This window comes from Flavobacterium glycogeni, from assembly GCF_048286775.1.
In the GTDB taxonomy this organism is placed as follows: domain Bacteria; phylum Bacteroidota; class Bacteroidia; order Flavobacteriales; family Flavobacteriaceae; genus Flavobacterium.
The window spans coordinates 106,018-128,248 of record NZ_JBLVPV010000006.1 but is presented as its reverse complement, the minus strand read 5'-3'; the positions used below and the strand labels follow the sequence as shown (position 1 = coordinate 128,248).

Below are 22,231 nucleotides of genomic sequence, written 5' to 3'. Positions count from 1 at the left end.
AAAGAAAGCGTTAACAATTATGTTGACGCTTTTTTTATATGTTGAACTTTTTATTTGCGCAAATCTAATTTCAGAAAGAATCTTTAACAAAATCTTCCAAACCGTTGGGCGAAAAGAATAAATCAAAATGGTAACTTTGCTTTTTTGCAAAAATTATGTTAGACAAAGACAATACCATTGAAGTTCAAGGCGCTCGCGTTCACAACTTAAAAAACATAGATGTTTCCATTCCTCGTGAAAAACTGGTAGTTATTACGGGTCTTTCGGGATCGGGTAAATCCTCATTGGCTTTCGATACCATTTATGCCGAAGGACAACGCCGTTATGTAGAAACTTTTTCTGCTTATGCGAGACAGTTTCTTGGAGGTTTAGAACGTCCCGATGTCGATAAAATTGATGGACTTTCTCCAGTAATTGCCATCGAACAAAAAACCACCAGTAAAAGTCCGCGTTCCACAGTGGGAACTATTACTGAGATTTATGATTTCCTGCGTTTGCTTTACGCCCGTGGTGCTGATGCATACAGTTACAATACTGGCGAAAAAATGGTTTCCTATTCTGATGAGCAAATCAAGGATTTGATTATCCAGGATTTTACAGGAAAACGCATCAATATTTTGGCTCCGGTTATTCGTGCTCGAAAAGGACATTATGCGGAGCTTTTTCAACAAATTGCCAAGCAAGGTTTCCTTAAAGTTCGAGTGAATGGCGATATACTGGATATTACTTTGGGAATGAAATTAGACCGTTATAAAACACACGATATAGAAATTGTTGTGGATCGAATGGTTATTGAAGATACACCAGATAACGAAAAACGTTTGATTGAAAGCATCAATACCGCCATGCATCACGGAGAGAATGTGTTGATGGTTTTAGACCAAGATTCTAATGAAGTTCGTTTTTTTAGCAGGAATTTGATGTGTCCAACTACTGGAATTTCATACCAGAATCCAGAACCGAATTTATTCTCTTTCAATTCCCCAAAAGGCGCCTGTGATCATTGCAACGGTTTGGGAACGGTAAACGAAATCAACACTAAAAAAATTATTCCAAATCCGAAATTATCTATAAAAGGCGGTGGTTTTGCTCCTTTGGGCGAATACAAATCATCCTGGATTTTTAAGCAACTGGAAATCATAGGAGAAAAATACGACTTCAAAATCACTGATCCCATTGAAAAAATTCCTGAGGAAGCCATGGAAATGATTCTGAATGGCGGAAAAGAAAAATTCACCATCAACTCCAAAGATTTAGGCGTTGCCCGAGAATACAAAATTGATTTTGAAGGGATTTCACATTTCATAAAAAACCAACATGACGAAAGCGGTTCAACAACTATAAAACGTTGGGCGAAGGAGTTTATGGACGAAATAAAATGTCCTGTTTGCGAAGGCTCCCGTTTGAAAAAAGAAGCGCTATTCTTTAAAATCAATGAAAAAAATATTACCGAATTATGTGATATGGACATTTCAGATTTGACAGCTTGGTTTTTGGATTTAGAAAATCATTTATCTGACAAACAAAAGATTATCGCCACTGAAGTAATCAAAGAGATTAAGGACCGCTTGAACTTTTTGATGAATGTAGGTTTGGATTATTTGGCTTTAAGCCGAAGCTCCAAATCACTTTCGGGTGGTGAGGCACAACGTATTCGATTGGCCACTCAAATTGGATCCCAACTCGTTGGTGTTTTGTATATTCTGGATGAGCCCAGTATTGGTTTACACCAAAGAGACAATGATAAATTGATTCATTCTCTCGAACAATTACGCGATATTGGAAACTCGGTAATTGTGGTGGAACACGATAAAGACATGATTGAACGTGCGGATTATGTGATTGACATTGGTCCAAAAGCAGGGAAGTATGGAGGCGAAATTATCAGCAAAGGAACTCCTGCTGAAATCTTGAAACACCATACCATTACGGCAATGTACATGAATGGCGAAATGAAAATTGAAGTTCCAGCGAAACGTCGGGAAGGAAATGGAAAATTCCTGAAACTGACCGGTGCAACAGGAAATAACCTGAAGAATGTTTCGATAGAATTGCCTTTGGGTAAAATGATTTGTGTGACCGGAGTTTCGGGAAGTGGAAAATCAACTTTGATTAATGAAACGCTCTACCCTATTTTGAACGCGTATTATTTTAATGGCGTCAAAAAACCGCAACCGTATAAAAAAATTGAAGGATTGGAACATATCGATAAAGTGATTGATATTGACCAAAGCCCGATTGGCAGAACGCCAAGAAGCAATCCGGCTACTTATACGGAAGTTTTTACTGAAATCAGGAATCTGTTCACGATGACTTCTGAAAGTATGATTCGGGGATATAAAGCGGGTCGCTTTAGTTTTAATGTAAAAGGCGGACGTTGTGAAACCTGTGAAGGCTCAGGTGTACGAACGATTGAGATGAACTTCCTGCCTGATGTATATGTGGAATGCGAAACTTGTCAAGGGAAACGTTTTAACAGAGAAACATTGGAGATTCGATACAAAGGAAAATCCATTTCGGATGTTTTGAATATGACGGTTGATGAAGCGGTTCCGTTTTTTGAAATGATTCCGAAGATTTATAGAAAAGTAAAAACCATTCAGGATGTTGGTTTGGGCTATATTACGCTTGGACAACAAAGCACAACACTTTCCGGCGGTGAAGCACAACGCATCAAACTGGCTGGAGAATTGTCTAAGAAAGATACCGGAAACACGTTTTATATTCTGGACGAACCTACAACAGGATTGCATTTTGAAGACATTCGGGTATTGATGGAAGTGATTAATAAACTGGTAGACAAAGGCAATACGATCTTGATTATTGAGCACAATATGGACGTGATCAAACTGGCTGATTACATCATCGATATTGGTCCTGAAGGTGGTAAAGGCGGCGGACAGCTTATTGCCAAAGGAACACCAGAAGAAATTATAAAAATTAAGAAGAGTTATACAGCGCAGTTTTTGAAAAAAGAGTTGACTTAAATTCCCCTCTGGAGGGGTGCCCGTAGGGCGGGGTGGTTTTTATTTCCTTTTATTTCCTCTACAATTACATTTTGTTGTAAATTCAGCCGTAAACACAACTCTTAGATAAATGGTAACACATATTAAAGGAGAGAAATAAAAAAGCAAATAGTATGGAAAACAATGGCGAAATAACCGCTTTTATAAACACTCAGCCTATTTATTCAAATTACATTGAAAACTTACCCTATAATATAAAACTAAAAGCAAGATCACGAGCATTGCGTAAAGCAGGTGTACTATCAGAAGTAATTTTTTGGTTGCAAGTACACAAAGGAATGTTCTGGAAAATAGATTTTGACAGACAAAGAATTATAGGCAATTTTATTGTAGATTTTTATGTAAAAACCTTAGGATTGATCGTCGAAATTGACGGTTCAAGCCATGATAACAAAGATGATTACGACCAAAAAAGAGACGATTATCTCGTTTCATTAGGATTAAAAGTTTATAGAATCTCTGATTTAAGGGTAAAACATGATCTGAATAATGTAATGATGGAACTAGAGAAATATATTATTGTAGAATTTGGAAATAAAGCGAGTAATATCTAAAAATTTAGACAATAAAACCACCCCGCCCTACGGGCACCCCTCCAAATGAGGGGAAAAGCAGAAGGGCAGTGTAATGCCAAAGGAACACCAGAAGAAATTATAAAAATTAAGAAGAGTTATAAGGCGCAGTTTTTGAAAAAAGAGTTACTTTAGTAAAAGTTGAATTTTAACCCTGTTAGGGTTTTGAACCCTAACAGGGTTAAAATAAAAAATAAAATAATATGAGATTAGAAGATTTTGACAATGATGAGGATAAAGTAATCCAAGACCGACTGAAGAGAAAGACTTGGAATGAGATTAGAACCAATGACAGTTGGGCGATTTTTAAAATTATGGCCGAATTTGTAAACGGTTATGAAAGTATGGGACGCATTGGTCCGTGTGTGACAATTTTTGGTTCGGCACGAACGAAACCCGAAGATGCTTATTATTTACTTGCCGAAAAGATTGCCTATAAAATCAGTAAAGCCGGTTATGGCGTGATTACTGGCGGTGGTCCCGGAATTATGGAAGCCGGAAATAAAGGCGCGCATCTTGGTGGAGGAACATCGGTGGGATTGAATATTGAACTGCCTTTTGAGCAACATTTCAACCCGTACATTGACAGCGATAAAAACCTGAATTTTGATTATTTCTTTGTTCGAAAAGTGATGTTTGTCAAATATTCCCAAGGTTTTGTAGTGATGCCGGGCGGTTTTGGCACTTTGGATGAAATGTTTGAAGCGATGACCTTGATTCAAACTAAAAAAATTGCGAGATTCCCAATAATATTAGTAGGAACCAGCTTTTGGTCAGGATTAATCGAATGGATCAAAACGGTTTTAATAGAAAAAGAAGGTACCGTAAGTGCCGAAGACTTGAATTTATTTAAAATAGTTGATACCGAAGATGAAGTGGTTGATGTGTTGGATAAATTCTATAAAAAATACGATTTAACTCCAAATTTTTAACAAAAAAGCTGTCTAATCAACAGCTTTTTTTATGTTAATTAGGTAGTTTTTATAGTGTTTTAATCTAAAAAAAAGTATATTTATTTTTTTAATAAATTAATACCGGAATTTGAACTCATTCTTTAAAATTACGCTTTATACTCTTGTTTTATTACTTTCTATAAAACAATATGCACAACATCATTCTGATATAAAGGCGGAGTTGAATACCGAGAATAAGACATTGAATATTCAACAGGAAATTACTTTTTTTAATCAGTCAAATGATACGTTAACCTCGATTGTATTGAATGATTGGAATAATGCTTTTTCTACTAAAAACACCCCTTTAGCCAAACGATTTTCTGATGAATTTTATAGAGGTTTCCATTTAGCCAAAGAAGAAGAACGCGGTAGTACTAAAAACCTGATACTTTTAGACGCAAATAAATCGGTTTTATCATGGGAAAGAACGGACAAAAATCCTGATTTAATTGAAGTTAAATTAACCGAGAATTTACTTCCGAATCATAAAGTCGTTCTACATCTGACTTATGTCACTAAAATACCCAGTGACAAATTCACAAAATATGGGTACAATAATAGCGGAACCATAAATCTTAAAAACTGGTTTCTTACGCCAGCCCGTTATGAAAACCATAATTTCATACGATACAACAATACTAATTTAGATGATATCGCCAATGCCTATTCCAGTTTTGAAATTGATTTAAAAGTACCTGAAAATTCAGAAGTCATTTCCGATTTAAAAAGCAGTACATCAACCGCTAATAAAACTTTTTTAAACTATAAATTATCTGGGAATAACAGAGCTAATTTTAGCGTGATTATAGAACCAAAATCCAGTTTTGAAAGTTATAAAAATAGTACTGTTGAAGTGCTGACTGATTTAAAAAACAATAAATTGAATACTATTCAAAAAGCGGTTGTAATAGACCGAGTTGTGAATTTCACAAACGATTTAATCGGAAAATATCCGCATGAAAAAATTATTGTTTCTCAAACGGATTACGAGAGAAACCCTTTTTATGGATTGAATCAGCTTCCTTCTTTTATAAGTCCGTTTCCAGATGAATTTCTTTTTGAAATTAAATTTTTGAAAACCTATCTGAATGAATACCTAAAAACAAGTTTACAATTAGACCCCAGAAAAGACAACTGGATCTATGATGGATTACAGGTCTATGCCATGATGAAATATATGGATGAAAATCACCCCAACACTAAAATGATGGGAAGTGCCTCTAATATCAAACTGCTAAAAAGTTTTAATATTGCCAATATTGGTTTTAACAATCAGTATAGCTATTTCTATATGCTGATGGCTCGAAAAAATCTGGATCAAGCACTTGGAGATTCTAAAAACACTTTAATTAAATTCAACGAGCAAATTGCCAGTAAATATAGAGCTGGATTAAGCATCCTGTTTTTAGATGATTATTTACAAAATGATGCTGTTACCACTAGTATAAGACAATTTTACAATCAAAATCAGATCAAACAAGTTTCCAGAACTGATTTTGAAACCACATTAAAATCAAATACCGATAAAAACATTAACTGGTTTTTTAATACCATTATTAATTCCAGAGCTATTATTGATTATAAATTTTCCAATGTTTCAAAAACTAAAGACAGCATCACTTTTTCAGTAATAAACAGAACCGGAGCTCCTATTCCCATTCCTGTCTATGGCACAAAAAAAGGAGCTGTTGTTTTTAAAAAATGGCTGGATATTGAAGAACGCGACAGTACTTTTACGATTCAAAGAAATGGTGCTGATAAAATCATCTTAAATTTAAAAAATGAAGTTCCTGAATATAATTTAAGAAATAATTGGAAAAAACTAGATGGTTTTTTTCCAAACAACCGTCCTGTAAAGTTTGTATTTATGAAAGATTTAGAGGATCCGTATTACAATCAGGTTTTATATGTACCCACATTATCCTATAATCTATACGATGGTTTGACTCCGGGAATGCGATTGCATAATAAGACTATTTTAGACAAACCTTTTACTTTTGACCTTAACCCGTCCTACTCTACTAAATCCAATAATTTATCCGGATCAGCTTCTTTCGTGGTAAACCAAAACTATAGAAACAGTACACTATATAACGCAAGATATTCGTTAAGTGGTTCCTACTTTCATTATGCACAAGATGCCACTTATCTAAAACTAAATCCTACGATCCAATTGCGGATTAGGGAACCTAATTTTAGAGACAACAGAAAACAGCTGATTCTATTCCGACAAGTTATTGTAAACAAAGAAAAAAGTGCTTTCGCTATTGATAACTCCCCATCCAATTATTCGATTTTTGATGCCCGATATGTGAATTCCAAAACGGAAGTCACCAATCATTTTAACTTTAGCTCTGATGTTCAAATCTCAGGTAATTTTGGAAAAGTTACCGGCGAAATAGAATACAGAAAACTCTTTGAAAACAATCGTCAAATTAATCTGCGGTTTTATGCCGGAAGTTTTTTATACAATAAAACAGCATCGGATTTTTTTAGTTTCGCACTAGACAGACCTACCGATTACCTCTTTGATTATAATTATTTTGGACGATCTGAAAGCACTGGTTTTTTTAGTCAACAATACATAATGGCTGAAGGCGGCTTTAAATCAAAAATAGCAACACCTTATGCAAATAAATGGATTACCAGCTTAAATGCAAGTGTCAGTGTATGGAACTGGATAGAAGTTTATGGTGATGTAGGTTTCATCAAAAATAAAGGTCAAAATGAAAAATTTGTATATGATAGCGGTATCCGTCTCAATTTAGTGACAGACTACTTTGAGTTGTATTTTCCGGTATATTCGAACAATGGATGGGAAATAGCCCAAAACAATTATAATGAAAAAGTACGTTTTATAGTTACTTTTTCTCCAAAAACATTAATCAATCTTTTTAATCGAAAATGGTTCTAATCCAAAACAATTATCATCATTTATTAAACTATTCTCATTAAAACACAAATAAAATTACACATAGTAAAAAAATAAAGTTCTTTTTATTAGAATAAATCGAAATAATTTAATTTTATTTTTTCAATGAACTATGAAAATAGCTAGTTTTTAAGTAAATTTGTCCCATAAAGTTATACTTTTCAATTATGATAAAAGAAAAAACCAATACTACATTGACATTTGAAGATTTCAAAATCGAGGTGTTGAATGACTACAAATTAGCTATAACAAGCAGAGAATGCAGTCTTTTAGGACGTAAAGAAGTATTGACTGGAAAGGCTAAATTTGGCATTTTTGGTGATGGAAAAGAAGTTCCGCAACTAGCGATGGCGAAAGCCTTCAAAAATGGTGACTTCCGTTCCGGATATTATCGCGATCAGACTTTTATGATGGCCATTGGTGAATTGACTATCCAACAATTCTTTGCCGGATTATACGGTCACACTGATATTGAACAGGATCCCATGTCAGCAGGAAGACAAATGGGAGGCCACTTTGCCACACATAGTTTGAATGAAGATGGTTCTTGGAAAGATTTAACAAAACAAAAAAATTCAAGTGCTGATATTTCTCCTACAGCCGGACAAATGCCTCGATTATTAGGACTTGCACAAGCTTCAAAAATATACCGACAAGTTTCCGGAATACCAAATGCGGCTAATTTTTCTAATGAAGGAAATGAAATTGCATGGGGAACTATAGGAAATGCAAGTACATCTGAAGGTTTATTTTTTGAAACCATAAATGCTGCGGGTGTATTACAAGTACCTATGGTTATGAGTGTTTGGGATGATGAATATGGAATTTCTGTCCATGCAAAACACCAAACTACCAAAGAAAATATTTCTGAGATTTTAAAAGGATACCAAAAAGAAAAAAATACTAACGGTTTTGAAATACTAAAAGTAAAAGGTTGGAATTATGCTGACTTGATTGCTACGTATGAAAAAGCAGCGGATATTGCCCGAGAAAATCACATTCCTGTCCTGATTCACGTAAATGAATTGACACAACCACAAGGACATTCCAGTTCAGGTTCCCATGAAAGGTATAAAGATGCAAATCGTTTGGCATGGGAAAAAGATTTTGATTGTATTCGTCAAATGAAATTATGGATGATTGCCATCAATATTGCTTCTCCGGAAGATATTGAAGCGATTGATACTCAAGCCAAAAAAGATGTTTTAGAAGGCAAAAAAGCGGCTTGGAATGCATTTATTGATCCTATCGTTGAAGAGCAAAAAGAACTTGTCACTTTATTACAAAAAATTGCTGAAACCAGCAAAAACAAAGACATAATTTTACAATTCACATCTGATTTAAGCAGTATTAAATCACCTTTGAAAAAAGAAATTCTGGTTACCGCCCGAAAAGTATTGCGTTTGATACTGAATGAAAACAGTAAAGAAGAATTGTCACATTGGATCACATCCTATACGACTAAAACTCAAAAGAATTTTAGCAGCAACTTATTTTCAGAAACAGATTTAAATGTATTTTCTGTAGAAAAAGTTTTACCGGTATATCCTGAAGATGCTAAAGAAGATACGGATGGTCGCATGATTTTACGTGATAACTTTGATGCTATTTTTACAAAATATCCTGAAACATTGATTTTTGGTGAAGATGCCGGAGCCATCGGGGATGTGAATCAAGGTTTAGAAGGAATGCAGGAAAAATATGGAGAATTACGTGTTGCCGATGTGGGAATTCGTGAAGCAACCATATTAGGTCAAGGTATAGGAATGGCATTAAGAGGCTTACGCCCTATTGCCGAAATTCAATATTTGGATTACTTATTATATGCCATTCAAATCATGAGTGATGACTTGGCTACGTTGCGATACCGAACTGTTGGAAAACAAAAAGCCCCTTTAATTATACGTACCCGTGGTCACCGTTTAGAAGGAATCTGGCATTCCGGTTCACCTATGGGGATGATCATAAACGCCATACGAGGAATTCATGTATTGGTTCCAAGAAACATGACACAAGCGGCCGGTTTTTATAACAGTTTGTTAGAATGTGATGAACCAGCTTTAGTAATCGAATGTTTGAATGGATACCGATTGAAAGAAAAAATGCCTTTGAACTACGGAGAATTCAAAACACCAATTGGTGTTGTGGAAACGTTGAAAAAAGGAACTGATATCACACTCGTTTCCTATGGATCTACGTTGCGATTAGTGCAACAAGCAGCAAATGAGCTTCTGGAAGTAGGTATTGATTGCGAGATTATCGATTTGCAATCGTTACTTCCTTTTGATGTTAATCAAGATGTTGTAAAAAGTATTGCCAAAACAAACCGTCTTTTAGTGATTGACGAAGATGTTCCAGGTGGAGCTTCGGCTTATATTTTGCAACAAATTATTGAGCAACAAGACGCCTATAACTATTTAGACAGTAAACCACAAACTTTAACTGCAAAAGCACACCGACCTGCTTATGGTACAGATGGTGACTACTTCTCAAAACCTTCTGCAGAAGATATTTTTGAAAAAGTATACGGAATGATGCATGAGGTAAATCCTTCGAAATATCCAAGTTTGTATTAAAACATCATAAATCATTAAAAGGCCAGACAAAATTCATTTTTTGTCTGGCTTTTTTTATTGTGAATCAAAATTATATTTTAGCAAAAATAGTGGTGTACTATTTTTTTCCGGTAACAAGGTTTTCTCTTATTGAAATTCCAAAATGAGTATAATCACTCCTTACATTGTTTATAATTTGAACAATCAAAAAAAACTCATTTTCATAATTAAAAGTTATAATGCTACTCTAAGTTCTTTATGTTGGCCTATTTTATTTTAAATTTAGAATTTATAAAAATTTACAAAAATATGACAGTACTGGAAACTATCTTAAAAGACATACAAAATGTAAAAGTGATAGCCGAATCAATTGATTATAGCCAATATACTCCATTGGATTTATCCATTACAAATGAAGCTTTTAGAAAACAGAATGTAGATAATGCAGCCGATTTTGAAAAATACATCGAAAGCCATTTAGCAGAAAGTAATGCAAAAGTAGCTTTTGGAGGTTATAACGAAGTTAGAGATTTGTATAAAAGAAGTGAAATTTTTAACGGATCTAAAACGGAAGAAAGAAATATCCATATTGGTTTAGATTTATGGATTAAAGCCGGAACTCCAGTATTAGCGGCACTTGATGGATTTATACATAGTTTTAATTACAATACTGGTATGGGTGATTATGGCCCAACTATTATCTTGGAACATAAAATAGAAAATCAGGCTTTTTATACTTTATACGGTCATCTTTCGTTAGAAAGTATCACTGAAATTGAAATTGGAGACGTTGTCAAAAAAGGACAACAAATAGCCACTTTGGGTGATGCATCCGATAATGGGGATTATGCACCACATTTACATTTTCAGATTATAAAAAACATCGGAAATAATTTTGGAGATTATCCGGGAGTTTGCAGTAAAAGCGATTTGGATTATTATCTAGAAAACTGTCCAGATCCGAACTTATTATTAAAAATCACATAAATTATGAGAAAGATAATTATCATTCTAAGCATCGTTTTGCTAGTCGGTTGCAAATCTAAAACTGTTGTTACAGAGCCAGAAGAAGCTAAAATCGTAAAACTACTGTTTTCTGAAGTCAGTGAATCTCAAAAAAACAAAGCCTACGAGTTAGGGAAGAGAGTTCTAATGACCTGCAACACTTCTAAGTTTAAACCTTTTAACGAAAGTGAAGCAACGGCTTCTGTCATTAAAAATACAACCGAGGAAAGACTGACAAAAACATGTACAAGATTTCGTCAATATTATGGATCCTTTATAGATCTTCAATTAGTTGAAATTTATAGAGACAATTTTGACAAGTCAACTATTTACCGTTATAAAGCACAGTATTCAAAGAAAGTAGCTAACAAGGAACTTCGGGTTTCAATGAATCAAGAAAACAAAGTTTCGTCTATTAAATCATTGGATTGGGTAACTCCATTCTCGATGAAATAATTTCAAATAATAGAACTGAATTCATAAATCAAAAACATTTCTTTTAGTGTTTTTATGTAGTAATGTGTTCCTCCTATTTCAAGATTATTACAATTCCACAATACTGCTCTTTTTATTAAAACTCAAATCACCTCTCTTTCTCGCTGTTTATTTGTAAATTTATATACAGTAAGAATAGTGACTAAGCGAAACTGCATTAAAAGCGGTTCTTATTTAATTGCCTATTTTTTCTTCTAACACTACATTATTAAAGAGGTATTAAAATTAATAATGTGTGAATTATATAATTTTTTTTTTTAGTTATATAAGTTTTTTTGATAAAGTTTATTCGATTTTTACATAATCTGTTAAAAAAAAATAATTTGAAACTATACATAAAATACATGGTCAGTAATCGCTGTAAAATGGCGGTAAAAGAGGAATTAAAAAAACTTGGACTGCACTTCATTGTTGTTGATTTAGGCGAAGTTGAAATTATGGAAAACATTTCTATGGATCAGAGACAACTATTGAAAATTGCACTTTTAGACTCCGGACTTGAATTAATGGATGATAAGAAAGCCATGCTTATCGAGAAAATAAAAAATGTGATTATTCAGATGGTTCATCATTCAACAGAAAATATAAAAATCAATTTCTCTGATTATTTGAGTCAACAATTAAATCACGATTACACGTATCTGTCTAACTTGTTTTCGGAAGTACAAGGTACTACAATTGAACAATTTATAATTTCCCATAAAACGGAACGCATAAAAGAATTGATTATTTATGGGGAATTGAACATCACTGAAATTGCCTGGAAAATGAATTACAGCAGCGTTGCTCATTTATCCAGTCAATTCAAAAAAGTTACCGGCCTCTCTCCTTCCCATTTTAAGCAATTAAAAGATAAAAGACGCAATCCGATTGAAGAAATTGGAAATTAGTAAAATTCGAAACTACCAATTTATATAAATTTTATAAATAAAAATAGAAATCATAAAAACTCAAGAATCACAATACGCCAGAAGTTTAATTGAAGCTAGTTTAGATCCCTTAATTGCAATAAATATGGAAGGGAAAATTACGGATGTAAATCAGGCAACAGTAAATATTACGGGACTCAATCGAGATCGCTTAATAGATTCTGATTTTTTCAATTATTTTACCGAAAAACAAAAAGCACGTAAAGTATATCAGGAAGTGTTTGAACAAGGTTCTGTTTGTGATTCTCCGCTAACACTTAGACATAAAGACGGGAAATTGACAGATATATTGTTCAATGGGTCCGTTTACAAAGACCATATGTCAAATGTACTAGGAGTAGTACTTGTTGCCCGAGATATTGCCGAACAAAAATGGGCTTTAGATTTACGAATTGCGAACACAGAACTGGCACATCAAAACAATGAGAAAGAAAAAAGAGCCGCCGAATTAGTCATTGCTAATGAAGAGCTTGCTTTTCAAAATGATGAGAAAGAAAAAAGAGCAGACGAATTAATTATTGCTAATAAAGAGTTACTATTTCAAAATGATGAGAAAGAAAAACGGGCAGCTGAATTAGTCATTGCTAACGAAGAATTGGCACATCAAAACAATGAGAAAGAAAAACGGGCAGCCGAATTAGTCATTGCTAATGAAGAGCTTGCTTTTCAAAATGATGAGAAAGAAAAAAGAGCAGACGAATTAATTATTGCTAATAAAGAGTTACTATTTCAAAATGATGAGAAAGAAAAACGGGCAGCTGAATTAGTCATTGCTAACGAAGAATTGGCCTATCAAAATGATGAGAAAGAAAAACGGGCAGCCGAATTAATTATTGCTAATAAAGAGTTACTATTTCAAAATGATGAGAAAGAAAAACGGGCTGCTGAATTAGTCATTGCAAATAAAGAATTGGCCTATCAAAATGATGAGAAAGAAAAACGGGCAGCTGAATTAGTTATTGCAAATGAGGAGCTTGCTTTTCAAAACAAGGTAAAAGAAAAACGGGCCGCTGAATTAGTCATTGCCAACAAAGAATTGGCCTATCAAAATGATGAAAAAGAAAAACGAGCGAACGAATTAATCATTGCCAACAAAGAACTTATATTTCAAAATAAAGAAAAAGAGAAACGGGAAATTGCAAATAAAGAATTGGAAGAACTTAGCTATACCGCTAAATTAGCGTCGCAATATTCTCTTAGTTTGATTGAAGCAAGTCGGGATCCATTAGTAACTATAAATACCAATGGAAAAATTACGGATATGAATGAGGCATTGGTAAATATTACGGGTATGACTCGGGAAGAACTTACAGATTCTGATTTTTTCGATTATTTTACCGAACAACAAAAAGCACGTGAAGTATATCAGGAAGTATTTAAAAAAGGTTCTGTTGCAGATTCCCCCCTTACACTTCGTCATAAAGACGGCAAACTAACAGATGTATTATTCAATGGTTCCGTTTATAAAGATGATCTAGGAAATGTACTCGGTGTTGTAATTGTGGCAAGGGATGTAACGGAGCAAAAAATAATTGCTGATGAGTTGATTGAAGCACGAGTTTTTGCAGAGTTAGCCACCGAAATTGCCGAAGAAGCTAAGATAAATGCGGAAAACGCAACTATTCTAGCGGAAAATGCAGTAAAAGCAAAGCAACAATTTTTGTCGAATATGAGCCATGAAATTCGTACACCGATGAATGCTATTATCGGATTTACAAAAGTGGTTCTAAAAACAGATTTGACAGCAAAACAAAAAGAATATTTAAACGCAATTAAAATGAGTGGTGACGCTTTAATCGTACTCATAAACGACATACTCGATTTGGCAAAAGTAGATGCCGGTAAGATGACATTTGAAAAAACACCTTTCAAAATGAAATCTTCCACATCAGCGATGCTTCATTTATTTGAAACAAAAATTCAAGAAAAAAATTTAAAATTAATTAAGGAATATGACGACACTATTCCTGATGTTCTTATAGGTGATCCCGTTCGTTTGCATCAAATTATTTTAAACCTGGTCAGTAATGCCGTAAAATTCACAACAATAGGAAAAATTACGGTAAGTGTTCATTTATTACACGAGGATGAAGATAAAGTAATTATTGAATTTGCAGTGACTGATACGGGAATTGGTATATCCAAAGAAAAAATAAATACCATATTCGAAAATTTTCAACAGGCAACTAGCGGAACTTCCAGATTATATGGAGGAACCGGATTAGGACTGGCCATAGTGAAACAATTAGTGGAACCGCAAGGAGGTAAAATTCGAGTGAAAAGTACAATTGACGTTGGAACTACATTTAGTTTTACATTACCTTTTCAAAAAACAAATGCCGATGCAGAATTAGAAAATGAGATGATGGAATTAGATACTGAAATAAAAAATATTAAAGTATTGGTTGTAGAGGACATCCCTATTAATCAATTACTAATGAAGACATTACTGGATGATTTTGGATTTGCTAGAGATATTGCCGAAAATGGTAAGATAGCTGTCGAAAAACTAAAAGAAAATGACTATGATATCATTCTAATGGACTTACAAATGCCAGTAATGAATGGATTTGAAGCTACAGAATACATTCGTAATACGATGAAATCAAAAATTCCAATTATTGCTTTAACTGCTGATGTCACAACTGTTGATTTAGCTAAATGCAAAGCGGTAGGAATGAATGATTATATTGCAAAACCTGTTGATGAAAGGCTGTTATACAGTAAAATTGTTGGAATATTAAAGAAGCCTAAACTGGCAAAACTTACGGCAAAGCTTAATGAAAATTTAGAAGAAAATAATAGTCCTAAGAAAAAAATAAAATGCATTGACTTGGTTTATTTAAATCAGAGAACTAAATCGAATCCAACATTAATGATGGAAATGATATCGCTTTATTTATCCCAAACGCCTTCTTTAATTAATACCATTAAACAAAGTTTAGAGGAAAAAAATTGGCCGTTATTAGGAGCTGCTGCACATAAAATGATTCCGTCTTTTTCAATAATGGGTATCAGCACTAATTTTGAAAATATTGCAAAAAAAATTCAGGAATTTGCAACTGCACAAGAAAAACTGGAAGGAATAGATGACTTAGTACTGCAGCTTGAGGAAATTTGTTTGCAAGCCTGCATTGAATTAGAAGAAGAACTTAACTTAATTAAAAATACATAATGACTAAAAACGAAAATAAAATAAAAATTTTTCTGGTAGATGATGATGCGTTATTTTTAAAATCTTTAGAAATTGAATTTTTGGAAAATGCTGATTTTATTGTAGAAACCTATGCGACAGGAGAACTCTGTATAGACAATATACCCAATAATCCAGATGTAGTAATTTTAGACTATCAACTTGATGGTATTGTAGAAAATGCTATGAACGGAATTGAAACATTAGATAAAATTAAAGCCTTCAATCCAAAAACTCCAGTTATAATGCTATCTTCACAAGATAAAATTGAAGTAGCTATAAACTGTATGCATCATAAAGCATTTGATTATGTAGTGAAAAGTGAAACTGCTTTTGTTCGCTTGCAAAAAATAATCACTACCATTTTTAAATATCAAAAAATGGAAAAAGAATTAAGTTGGTATATGGACAGGATGTAAATTTTATTCCTAATTACTTGTTTTTATATTGCAAAAGCCATCATTTATTAAATCTCTAAAAGTATTACCTGTATCTTTATATTCAATATTTGTGACACAATATGTTCTAATTTGATTTTATTTTCAAATCGAAGTTTTCAAGAGTGACAAAGTATAACAGTTTAGACAACATTTCATAGGCCATCATCAAACTATGACTTAAAATACAAAACTAAAAAATGGAATTAGTTCAAAAGTCCTCTCCTAAAAAATTGACATCCGAAAAAGAAGCAAAAAAAAAATCTTTTACGGTTGTAGCTATAGGTGCCTCAGCGGGAGGACTGGAAGCTTTTAGCCTTTTATTAAAAAAATTACCTCCAGATACTGGTATGGCATATATTTATGTCCAACACCTAAGTCCTGACCATAAAAGTTTACTGACTTCAATTCTTTCTAAGATTACTAAAATGAAAGTGCAGGAAATTGATAATATGGAAAAAATGGAGCCCAATAATCTATATATAATTCCTCCTAATAAAGTAATTGAGGTAATTAACGGGCACATTCAATTACATCCCCGTATTAAAAAAAACGTTCCTAACCTCACAATCGATTTTCTTTTTTCCTCACTAGCTGAAACCCACAAAGAAAATGTTATTGGTATAGTGCTTTCGGGTTATGCCAGTGACGGTATGATTGGGCTCAAAGCGATTAAAGATGCTGGAGGAATAACCTTTGCACAAGATGAAACGGCACAAGCCAGCAGTATGCCAAAATCTGCTATTTCTTCAGGAGTGGTAGACTATATTTTATCTCCAGAGGAAATTGCAGACGAATTAGTTCGCATTAGTAAAAATGGTTTTCTTGAAAAGAATGCTAAACAAAAAGATAAAAAAGAAGAAACTGTCGTTGAAGATAACAACTATGATTTAAACACCATTTTTGAACTTTTACTCAAACAAACGGGTGTAGATTTCAGTCACTATAAAATGCCCACCATCAAGAGACGGATAAACCATAAAATGCAGCAATATGGAATAAAAACAATAGAAGAATATGCAAAACTTTTATTTAAAAAAAATAATGAAATTGAAATTCTTTATACGGATTTACTAATTAATGTAACCAGTTTTTTTAGAGAAACCGAAACCTTCAAATTTTTAAAAACGAATCTTTTTCCAAGACTGTTAAATAGTAAATCTTCTGAAGAAACGCTGAGAATATGGGTTCCCGCCTGCTCTAAAGGACAAGAAGCATACTCGATTGCAATGATTATTGCCGAATTACAAGACAATAAAACAAATAAGATACCCGTTCAAATTTTCGCAACTGATCTAAGCGAAGGAGCAATAAGGGATGCTCGAATAGGAGAATATTCGCAAAGTGATATCGATGGTATTCCCAAAAAGTATTTGTCCCGTTTTTTTACTAAAGAAGGTGATAACTATCGTATTATAAAAGAACTTCGTGAAATGTGCATATTTGCCCCTCACAATATTTTACGTGATCCTCCTTTTTCACGTATGGATTTTGTCAGCTGTTGTAATCTTCTCATTTATTTCGATTCAGCTGCACAAAAAAAAGTCTTTACATCCCTTCATTTTGCCTTGAATGACAGTGGATTTTTAATGCTTGGTAAAGCCGAAAGTACAGGAACATCATCGCTGCTTTTCACTCTAATAAATAATAAATTTAAAATCTATTCTCGAAAAAATAATTTGGGAGTGAGAAAGATACTTGAATTAACACCTCGTTTTACGCGTACTAATATGTCCAGTAAAAAAACAAATATTACCTCTAAAAATATAAGTGTGAATCAAGAAGGTTTAGAAAACGCTATCGATTCTACGCTTCTTTCTAATTATATGCCTGCTTGTGCGGTAGTTAATAAAGACATGGAAATCTTGCAATTTAGAGGTCCCGTTTCTTCCTACCTCGAACATGCTTCGGGTAAAGCCAGTCTTAATATTTTAAAAATGGCACGGCCAGAATTTGCTTTTGAACTTCGCAATGCGATTAATAAAGTAATAGAAACAAAACAATCCGCATACAAATCAGGCATTGAAATAAAAATAGACTCCGTTTTAAGATTGATGTCTTTTGAAGTTTGTCCCCTAAAAATTGAGTGGGACGAGCCCTTACTGCTTATTGTTTTTAAACCTCAGGATTTGATAGAAAAATTTATCGATAGTGATTCTGATACAACAAATAATACGACACTAAAAGACATAAAAATAAAAAAACTGACCGAGGAGTTAAATACGACCCGTACAGAAATGATTGCTATCATTGAATCGCAAGAAACTATTTATGAGGAATTACAGGCTGCAAATGAAGAGATAGTTTCCTCAAATGAAGAGTTCCAAACCTTGAATGAAGAACTTGAGACCTCAAAAGAAGAAATCGAAGCCACTAATGAAGAGCTTATTTCGACCAATCAAGAATTACAAATGCGACATGATTTATTAATAGAATCACATGAGTATTCTGAAGCCATTATTGCTACCATACATGAGCCTATGCTTATTCTGAATAAGAATTTTCATGTAATCTCAGCTAATAAATCTTTTTACAAAAAATTTCTGGTTGATAAAGACGAAACGGAAGGGAAATTATTATTTGATTTAGGAAATAAACAATGGAACATTATAAAACTCCGTGAAGTTTTAAATGAAATATTTTCGAAAAATAGCAGTTTCGAAAATTTTGAAGTAACGCACACTTTTTCTGGAATTGGGGAAAGAATAATGTTGCTTAATGCTCATTTGATTATTCAAAAAACAAATAGTGAACAATTAATTCTTCTTGCTATAGAAGATATTACGGACCGTTCTCGCTATTATCTCAAAGAAAAATATTTCCTTAATCTTATTGAAGCCAGTCTCGACCCTTTAATGACAATAAGTAATGAAGGTAAGATTACGGATATGAATCGAGCTACAGTAAATATCACAGGCATATCCCGTGAAAAATTAAAAGGATCTGATTTCTTTGGATATTTTACTGAACCTGAAAAGGCACGAGCTATTTATCAGGAAGTATTTGCTAAAGGCCTTATTACCAATTCCCCTCTCAAGCTACTTCACAAAAATGGCAAACTTACTGACGTATTATTAAACGGATCAGTTTACAAGGATGACAGCGGAAATGTTCTCGGTGTGGTTATTGTTGCCCGAGATGTAACGGATCAAAAAAGAATTGAATCCGAATTAATAGAATCAAAGGTATTTGCAGAATTGGCAACTTTAACAGCTGAAGAAGCTAAAAGTAAAGCAGAAGAGGCTACACGAATTGCTGAAGATGCGATGAAAGCAAAACAACAATTTTTGTCAAATATGAGTCACGAAATCCGGACTCCAATGAATGCCATCATTGGATTTACCAGAGTGATCTTAAAAACCGATTTATCTGATAAACAAAAAGAATATTTAAATGCCATAAAAATGAGTGGTGATACATTAATTGCATTGATTAATGACATACTTGATTTAGCAAAAGTTGATGCCGGTAAAATGACTTTTGAACAAAAACCATTCAAAATGGAAGCTTCTATAACTTCAATGCTTCAATTATTTGAGACAAAAATTCAAGAAAAAAATTTAAAATTAGTTACAAATTATGACCAAAAAATACCTGCTGTACTTTTAGGAGATCCTATTAGATTGCACCAGATTATTTTAAATTTAGTAAGCAATGCCGTGAAATTTACTTCTCAGGGTAAAATTATGGTTAGCACCAGTTTATTGTTTGAAGATGAAGAAAAAGTAATTATTGAATTTGCAATTACAGATAGTGGAATTGGTATTCCAAAGGATAATATCGATTTAATATTTGAAAACTTTCAACAGGCTGCCAACGGAACTTCAAGTCTATATGGAGGGACCGGTTTAGGGCTCGCCATTGTTAAGCAACTGGTAACATCACAAGGAGGAAGTATTCGTGTCAAAAGCAAAATTAATGAAGGCTCTACATTTAGTTTTACTTTGCCTTTTCAAAAAACAAAAATAAATACTGAATTAGAAACTACCCAAAAAGTAGTAGATACAGAAGTAAAAGATATAAAAATATTGGTTGTAGAAGATATAAAACTCAATCAACTCTTGATGAAAACAATATTGGATGATTTCGGATTTGAACGTGATATTGCTGACAATGGAAAGATTGCCATTGAAAAGCTGCTGGTAAAATCGTATGATATTATTTTAATGGACTTGCAAATGCCAGTAATGAATGGATTTGAAACTACAGAATACATTCGAAACACTATGAATTTAAAAATCCCAATCATTGCTTTGACAGCTGATGTTACAACTGTTGATCTGGAAAAATGTAAAGCTGTAGGAATGAATGATTATATAGCTAAACCAGTTGATGAAAGATTATTATATAGCAAAATAGTTAGTTTAGTAAAGAACCCAATTACTAAATCTGAAAAAAAATAAAATAAATTCCCCCGATGAAACAAAAAAATTAAAAACATAAATTTAAGTTATTTAAACCATCGCACTAAATCTAATCCTGCATTAATGATGGAAATGATCTCCATTTATCTGGAACAAATCCCTACATTAATCAGCACGATTAAACAAAGTTTACACGATAAAATTGGGATTTATTGCAAGCGGCTGTGCATAAAATGATTCCCTCCTTTTCAATCATGGGAATAAGCGCTGATTATGAAAACATGGCAAAAAAAATTCAAAAATATCCGACTACACAACAAGAAGTTGATGAAATATCTGGGTTAGTGATTCAACTTGAAGAAGTTTTAAATCAAGTCTGCAGAGAACTTGAAATTGAATATGCGATTCTCAAAAATAATGAAAAATGAAAACAAATCTTTTCTTAGTCAATAATACATTTGATTATTTAGTGAAAAGTGAAACTGCTTTGTTCGTTTGTAAAAAATCATCCATACACTTTTTAAATATCAAAAAATGGAAAAAAAATTAAGTTGGTATATGGATAGTATATAGCTCTTTTTTTTTAAAAGTGGGAATGTTATAACTTTTTTTCAAAATTACATAACTTATATAAAAACCAAGGGTTCATCTTTGTTTAGTGATAATTAAGTCACAAATTTAATTAACGAAGTTATGAAGTTAAAAAATACATTGCCTGCACTAGCCTTACTGCTTGTAGTAGTTATGTCCAGTTGCAGTAACGAAACAGATGAGAATTCAACATCAAATTTGTCTTCAGTTGAGAAATCAGATCCTCTAAACTCTGATATATACGCAATAAATGAAACTTATAATCTTCCGTCAAAAACTGGTGGATTAGAAGGTGTAAATCTTGGAGTTTCGGGCGATTTTGTGATTCTGTCAAAAACAGGAATTACTGATGTCTATAAATCTGCTGTTACTGGCGATGTTGGTTCAAGTCCTATCACTGGTGCTGCTATTCTACTAAAATGTGCAGAAGTAACAGGGACAATATACACAGTTGATGCAGCAGGCCCACTTCCTTGCAGAGTAACTAACGCAACAAGATTAACCACAGCCATAGGCGATATGCAAACCGCATACACTGACGCCGCAGGACGCTTAAACCCAGATTTCTTAAATTTAGGTGCTGGAAACATTGGAGGTAAAACACTTACACCTGGACTGTATAAATGGACAAGTGCAGTTATAATCCCAACTGATATTACAATTTCGGGAGGTCCAGATGATGTTTGGATATTTCAAATATCAGGAACACTTGATATGAGTTCAGCCGTGAGAATAACATTGAGTGAAGGTGCACAAGCCAAAAACATTTACTGGCAAACCACTGGCTCCGTAACCTTAGGGACTACAAGTCATTTTGAAGGCAATATATTGGGACAAACAGCTATTAATTTGCAAACAGGCGCATCAATAAACGGAAGGTTGTTAGCACAAACTGCGGTAACACTTCAAATGAATGCTGTGACACAGCCACAATAAATTAAAAAAATTAAATCCTCAAAAAGAGGCTGTCCGTAAGGTCAGCCTCTTTTTTATTTCCCGAAAAGCAGTATCGTTGCAAAGATCATGGATTTATTATATAAAATTTATTTTAACATATAACTTCCTTAAAATAAAACACTTACCTATGTAATATTAAATTTATTCTGTAAATTTATTCTCCCAAAGAAATAAAAACTACAGAAACTGGAATGAGCAGAGAGCTAAACTCAAACAGAC

General features: G+C 33.3%; 12 protein-coding genes and 1 pseudogene. All 13 read left to right on the top strand.

Annotated elements, in window-relative coordinates:
* The first annotated feature begins 155 nt into the window (after positions 1 to 155).
* The 13 genes and pseudogenes from uvrA to ACNQGX_RS06895 all read left to right on the top strand — a co-directional run bounded on the left by uvrA (position 156) and on the right by ACNQGX_RS06895 (position 21,991).
* On the top strand, positions 156 to 2,987 hold the full coding sequence (uvrA, locus tag ACNQGX_RS06955; RefSeq protein ID WP_417975200.1) for an excinuclease ABC subunit UvrA: 2,832 nt from the start codon (positions 156 to 158) through the stop codon (positions 2,985 to 2,987).
* Between the two features lie 152 nt (positions 2,988 to 3,139).
* Entirely contained in the window at positions 3,140 to 3,580 is a 441-nt protein-coding gene (locus ACNQGX_RS06950) for an endonuclease domain-containing protein (RefSeq protein ID WP_417975199.1), read from the top strand.
* 221 nt (positions 3,581 to 3,801) lie between these two features.
* Positions 3,802 to 4,530, top strand: a complete 729-nt coding sequence (locus ACNQGX_RS06945) for an LOG family protein (RefSeq protein ID WP_417975198.1) — start codon at positions 3,802 to 3,804, stop codon at positions 4,528 to 4,530.
* Positions 4,531 to 4,720: 190 nt separating this feature from the next.
* The gene (locus tag ACNQGX_RS06940) at positions 4,721 to 7,468 is read left to right on the top strand and encodes a gluzincin family metallopeptidase (protein ID WP_417975279.1); all 2,748 of its coding nucleotides are present in this window, start codon (positions 4,721 to 4,723) and stop codon (positions 7,466 to 7,468) included.
* A 185-nt stretch (positions 7,469 to 7,653) separates the two neighbouring features.
* A complete protein-coding gene (locus tag ACNQGX_RS06935) occupies positions 7,654 to 10,062 on the top strand; it encodes an alpha-ketoacid dehydrogenase subunit alpha/beta (RefSeq protein ID WP_417975197.1) in 2,409 nt (802 codons plus the stop codon).
* A 288-nt stretch (positions 10,063 to 10,350) separates the two neighbouring features.
* The gene (locus tag ACNQGX_RS06930; RefSeq protein WP_417975196.1) at positions 10,351 to 11,028 is read left to right on the top strand and encodes a peptidoglycan DD-metalloendopeptidase family protein; all 678 of its coding nucleotides are present in this window, start codon (positions 10,351 to 10,353) and stop codon (positions 11,026 to 11,028) included.
* Between the two features lie 3 nt (positions 11,029 to 11,031).
* Positions 11,032 to 11,502: a hypothetical protein gene (locus tag ACNQGX_RS06925; RefSeq protein WP_417975195.1), complete on the top strand. Its 471-nt coding sequence runs from the start codon at positions 11,032 to 11,034 to the stop codon at positions 11,500 to 11,502.
* A gap of 383 nt (positions 11,503 to 11,885) precedes the next feature.
* A complete protein-coding gene (locus ACNQGX_RS06920; protein ID WP_417975278.1) occupies positions 11,886 to 12,431 on the top strand; it encodes a helix-turn-helix domain-containing protein in 546 nt (181 codons plus the stop codon).
* A 67-nt stretch (positions 12,432 to 12,498) separates the two neighbouring features.
* A pseudogene (locus tag ACNQGX_RS06915) lies at positions 12,499 to 15,645 on the top strand (PAS domain S-box protein); the annotation flags it as partial.
* Entirely contained in the window at positions 15,645 to 16,082 is a 438-nt protein-coding gene (locus ACNQGX_RS06910) for a response regulator (protein WP_417975194.1), read from the top strand. The pseudogene ACNQGX_RS06915 and the gene ACNQGX_RS06910, both read left to right, overlap by 1 nt.
* A 218-nt stretch (positions 16,083 to 16,300) precedes the next feature.
* Positions 16,301 to 20,503 (top strand): chemotaxis protein CheB, encoded by a 4,203-nt coding sequence (locus ACNQGX_RS06905; RefSeq protein ID WP_417975193.1) that lies wholly within the window; start codon positions 16,301 to 16,303, stop codon positions 20,501 to 20,503.
* Positions 20,504 to 20,676: 173 nt separating this feature from the next.
* Entirely contained in the window at positions 20,677 to 20,892 is a 216-nt protein-coding gene (locus ACNQGX_RS06900; protein WP_417975192.1) for a hypothetical protein, read from the top strand.
* Positions 20,893 to 21,157: 265 nt separating this feature from the next.
* Complete coding sequence (locus tag ACNQGX_RS06895; protein ID WP_417975191.1) at positions 21,158 to 21,991, top strand: ice-binding protein; 834 nt, start codon at positions 21,158 to 21,160, stop codon at positions 21,989 to 21,991.
* Positions 21,992 to 22,231 lie beyond the last annotated feature (240 nt).

Coding starts and splice junctions, on each gene's coding strand:
- ACNQGX_RS06930 (WP_417975196.1), top strand. CDS start 10,351: ATGACAGTACTGGAAACTATCTTAAAAGACATACAAAATGTAAAAGTG.
- ACNQGX_RS06945 (WP_417975198.1), top strand. CDS start 3,802: ATGAGATTAGAAGATTTTGACAATGATGAGGATAAAGTAATCCAAGAC.
- uvrA (WP_417975200.1), top strand. CDS start 156: ATGTTAGACAAAGACAATACCATTGAAGTTCAAGGCGCTCGCGTTCAC.
- ACNQGX_RS06950 (WP_417975199.1), top strand. CDS start 3,140: ATGGAAAACAATGGCGAAATAACCGCTTTTATAAACACTCAGCCTATT.
- ACNQGX_RS06920 (WP_417975278.1), top strand. CDS start 11,886: ATGGTCAGTAATCGCTGTAAAATGGCGGTAAAAGAGGAATTAAAAAAA.
- ACNQGX_RS06905 (WP_417975193.1), top strand. CDS start 16,301: ATGGAATTAGTTCAAAAGTCCTCTCCTAAAAAATTGACATCCGAAAAA.
- ACNQGX_RS06910 (WP_417975194.1), top strand. CDS start 15,645: ATGACTAAAAACGAAAATAAAATAAAAATTTTTCTGGTAGATGATGAT.
- ACNQGX_RS06925 (WP_417975195.1), top strand. CDS start 11,032: ATGAGAAAGATAATTATCATTCTAAGCATCGTTTTGCTAGTCGGTTGC.
- ACNQGX_RS06935 (WP_417975197.1), top strand. CDS start 7,654: ATGATAAAAGAAAAAACCAATACTACATTGACATTTGAAGATTTCAAA.
- ACNQGX_RS06895 (WP_417975191.1), top strand. CDS start 21,158: ATGAAGTTAAAAAATACATTGCCTGCACTAGCCTTACTGCTTGTAGTA.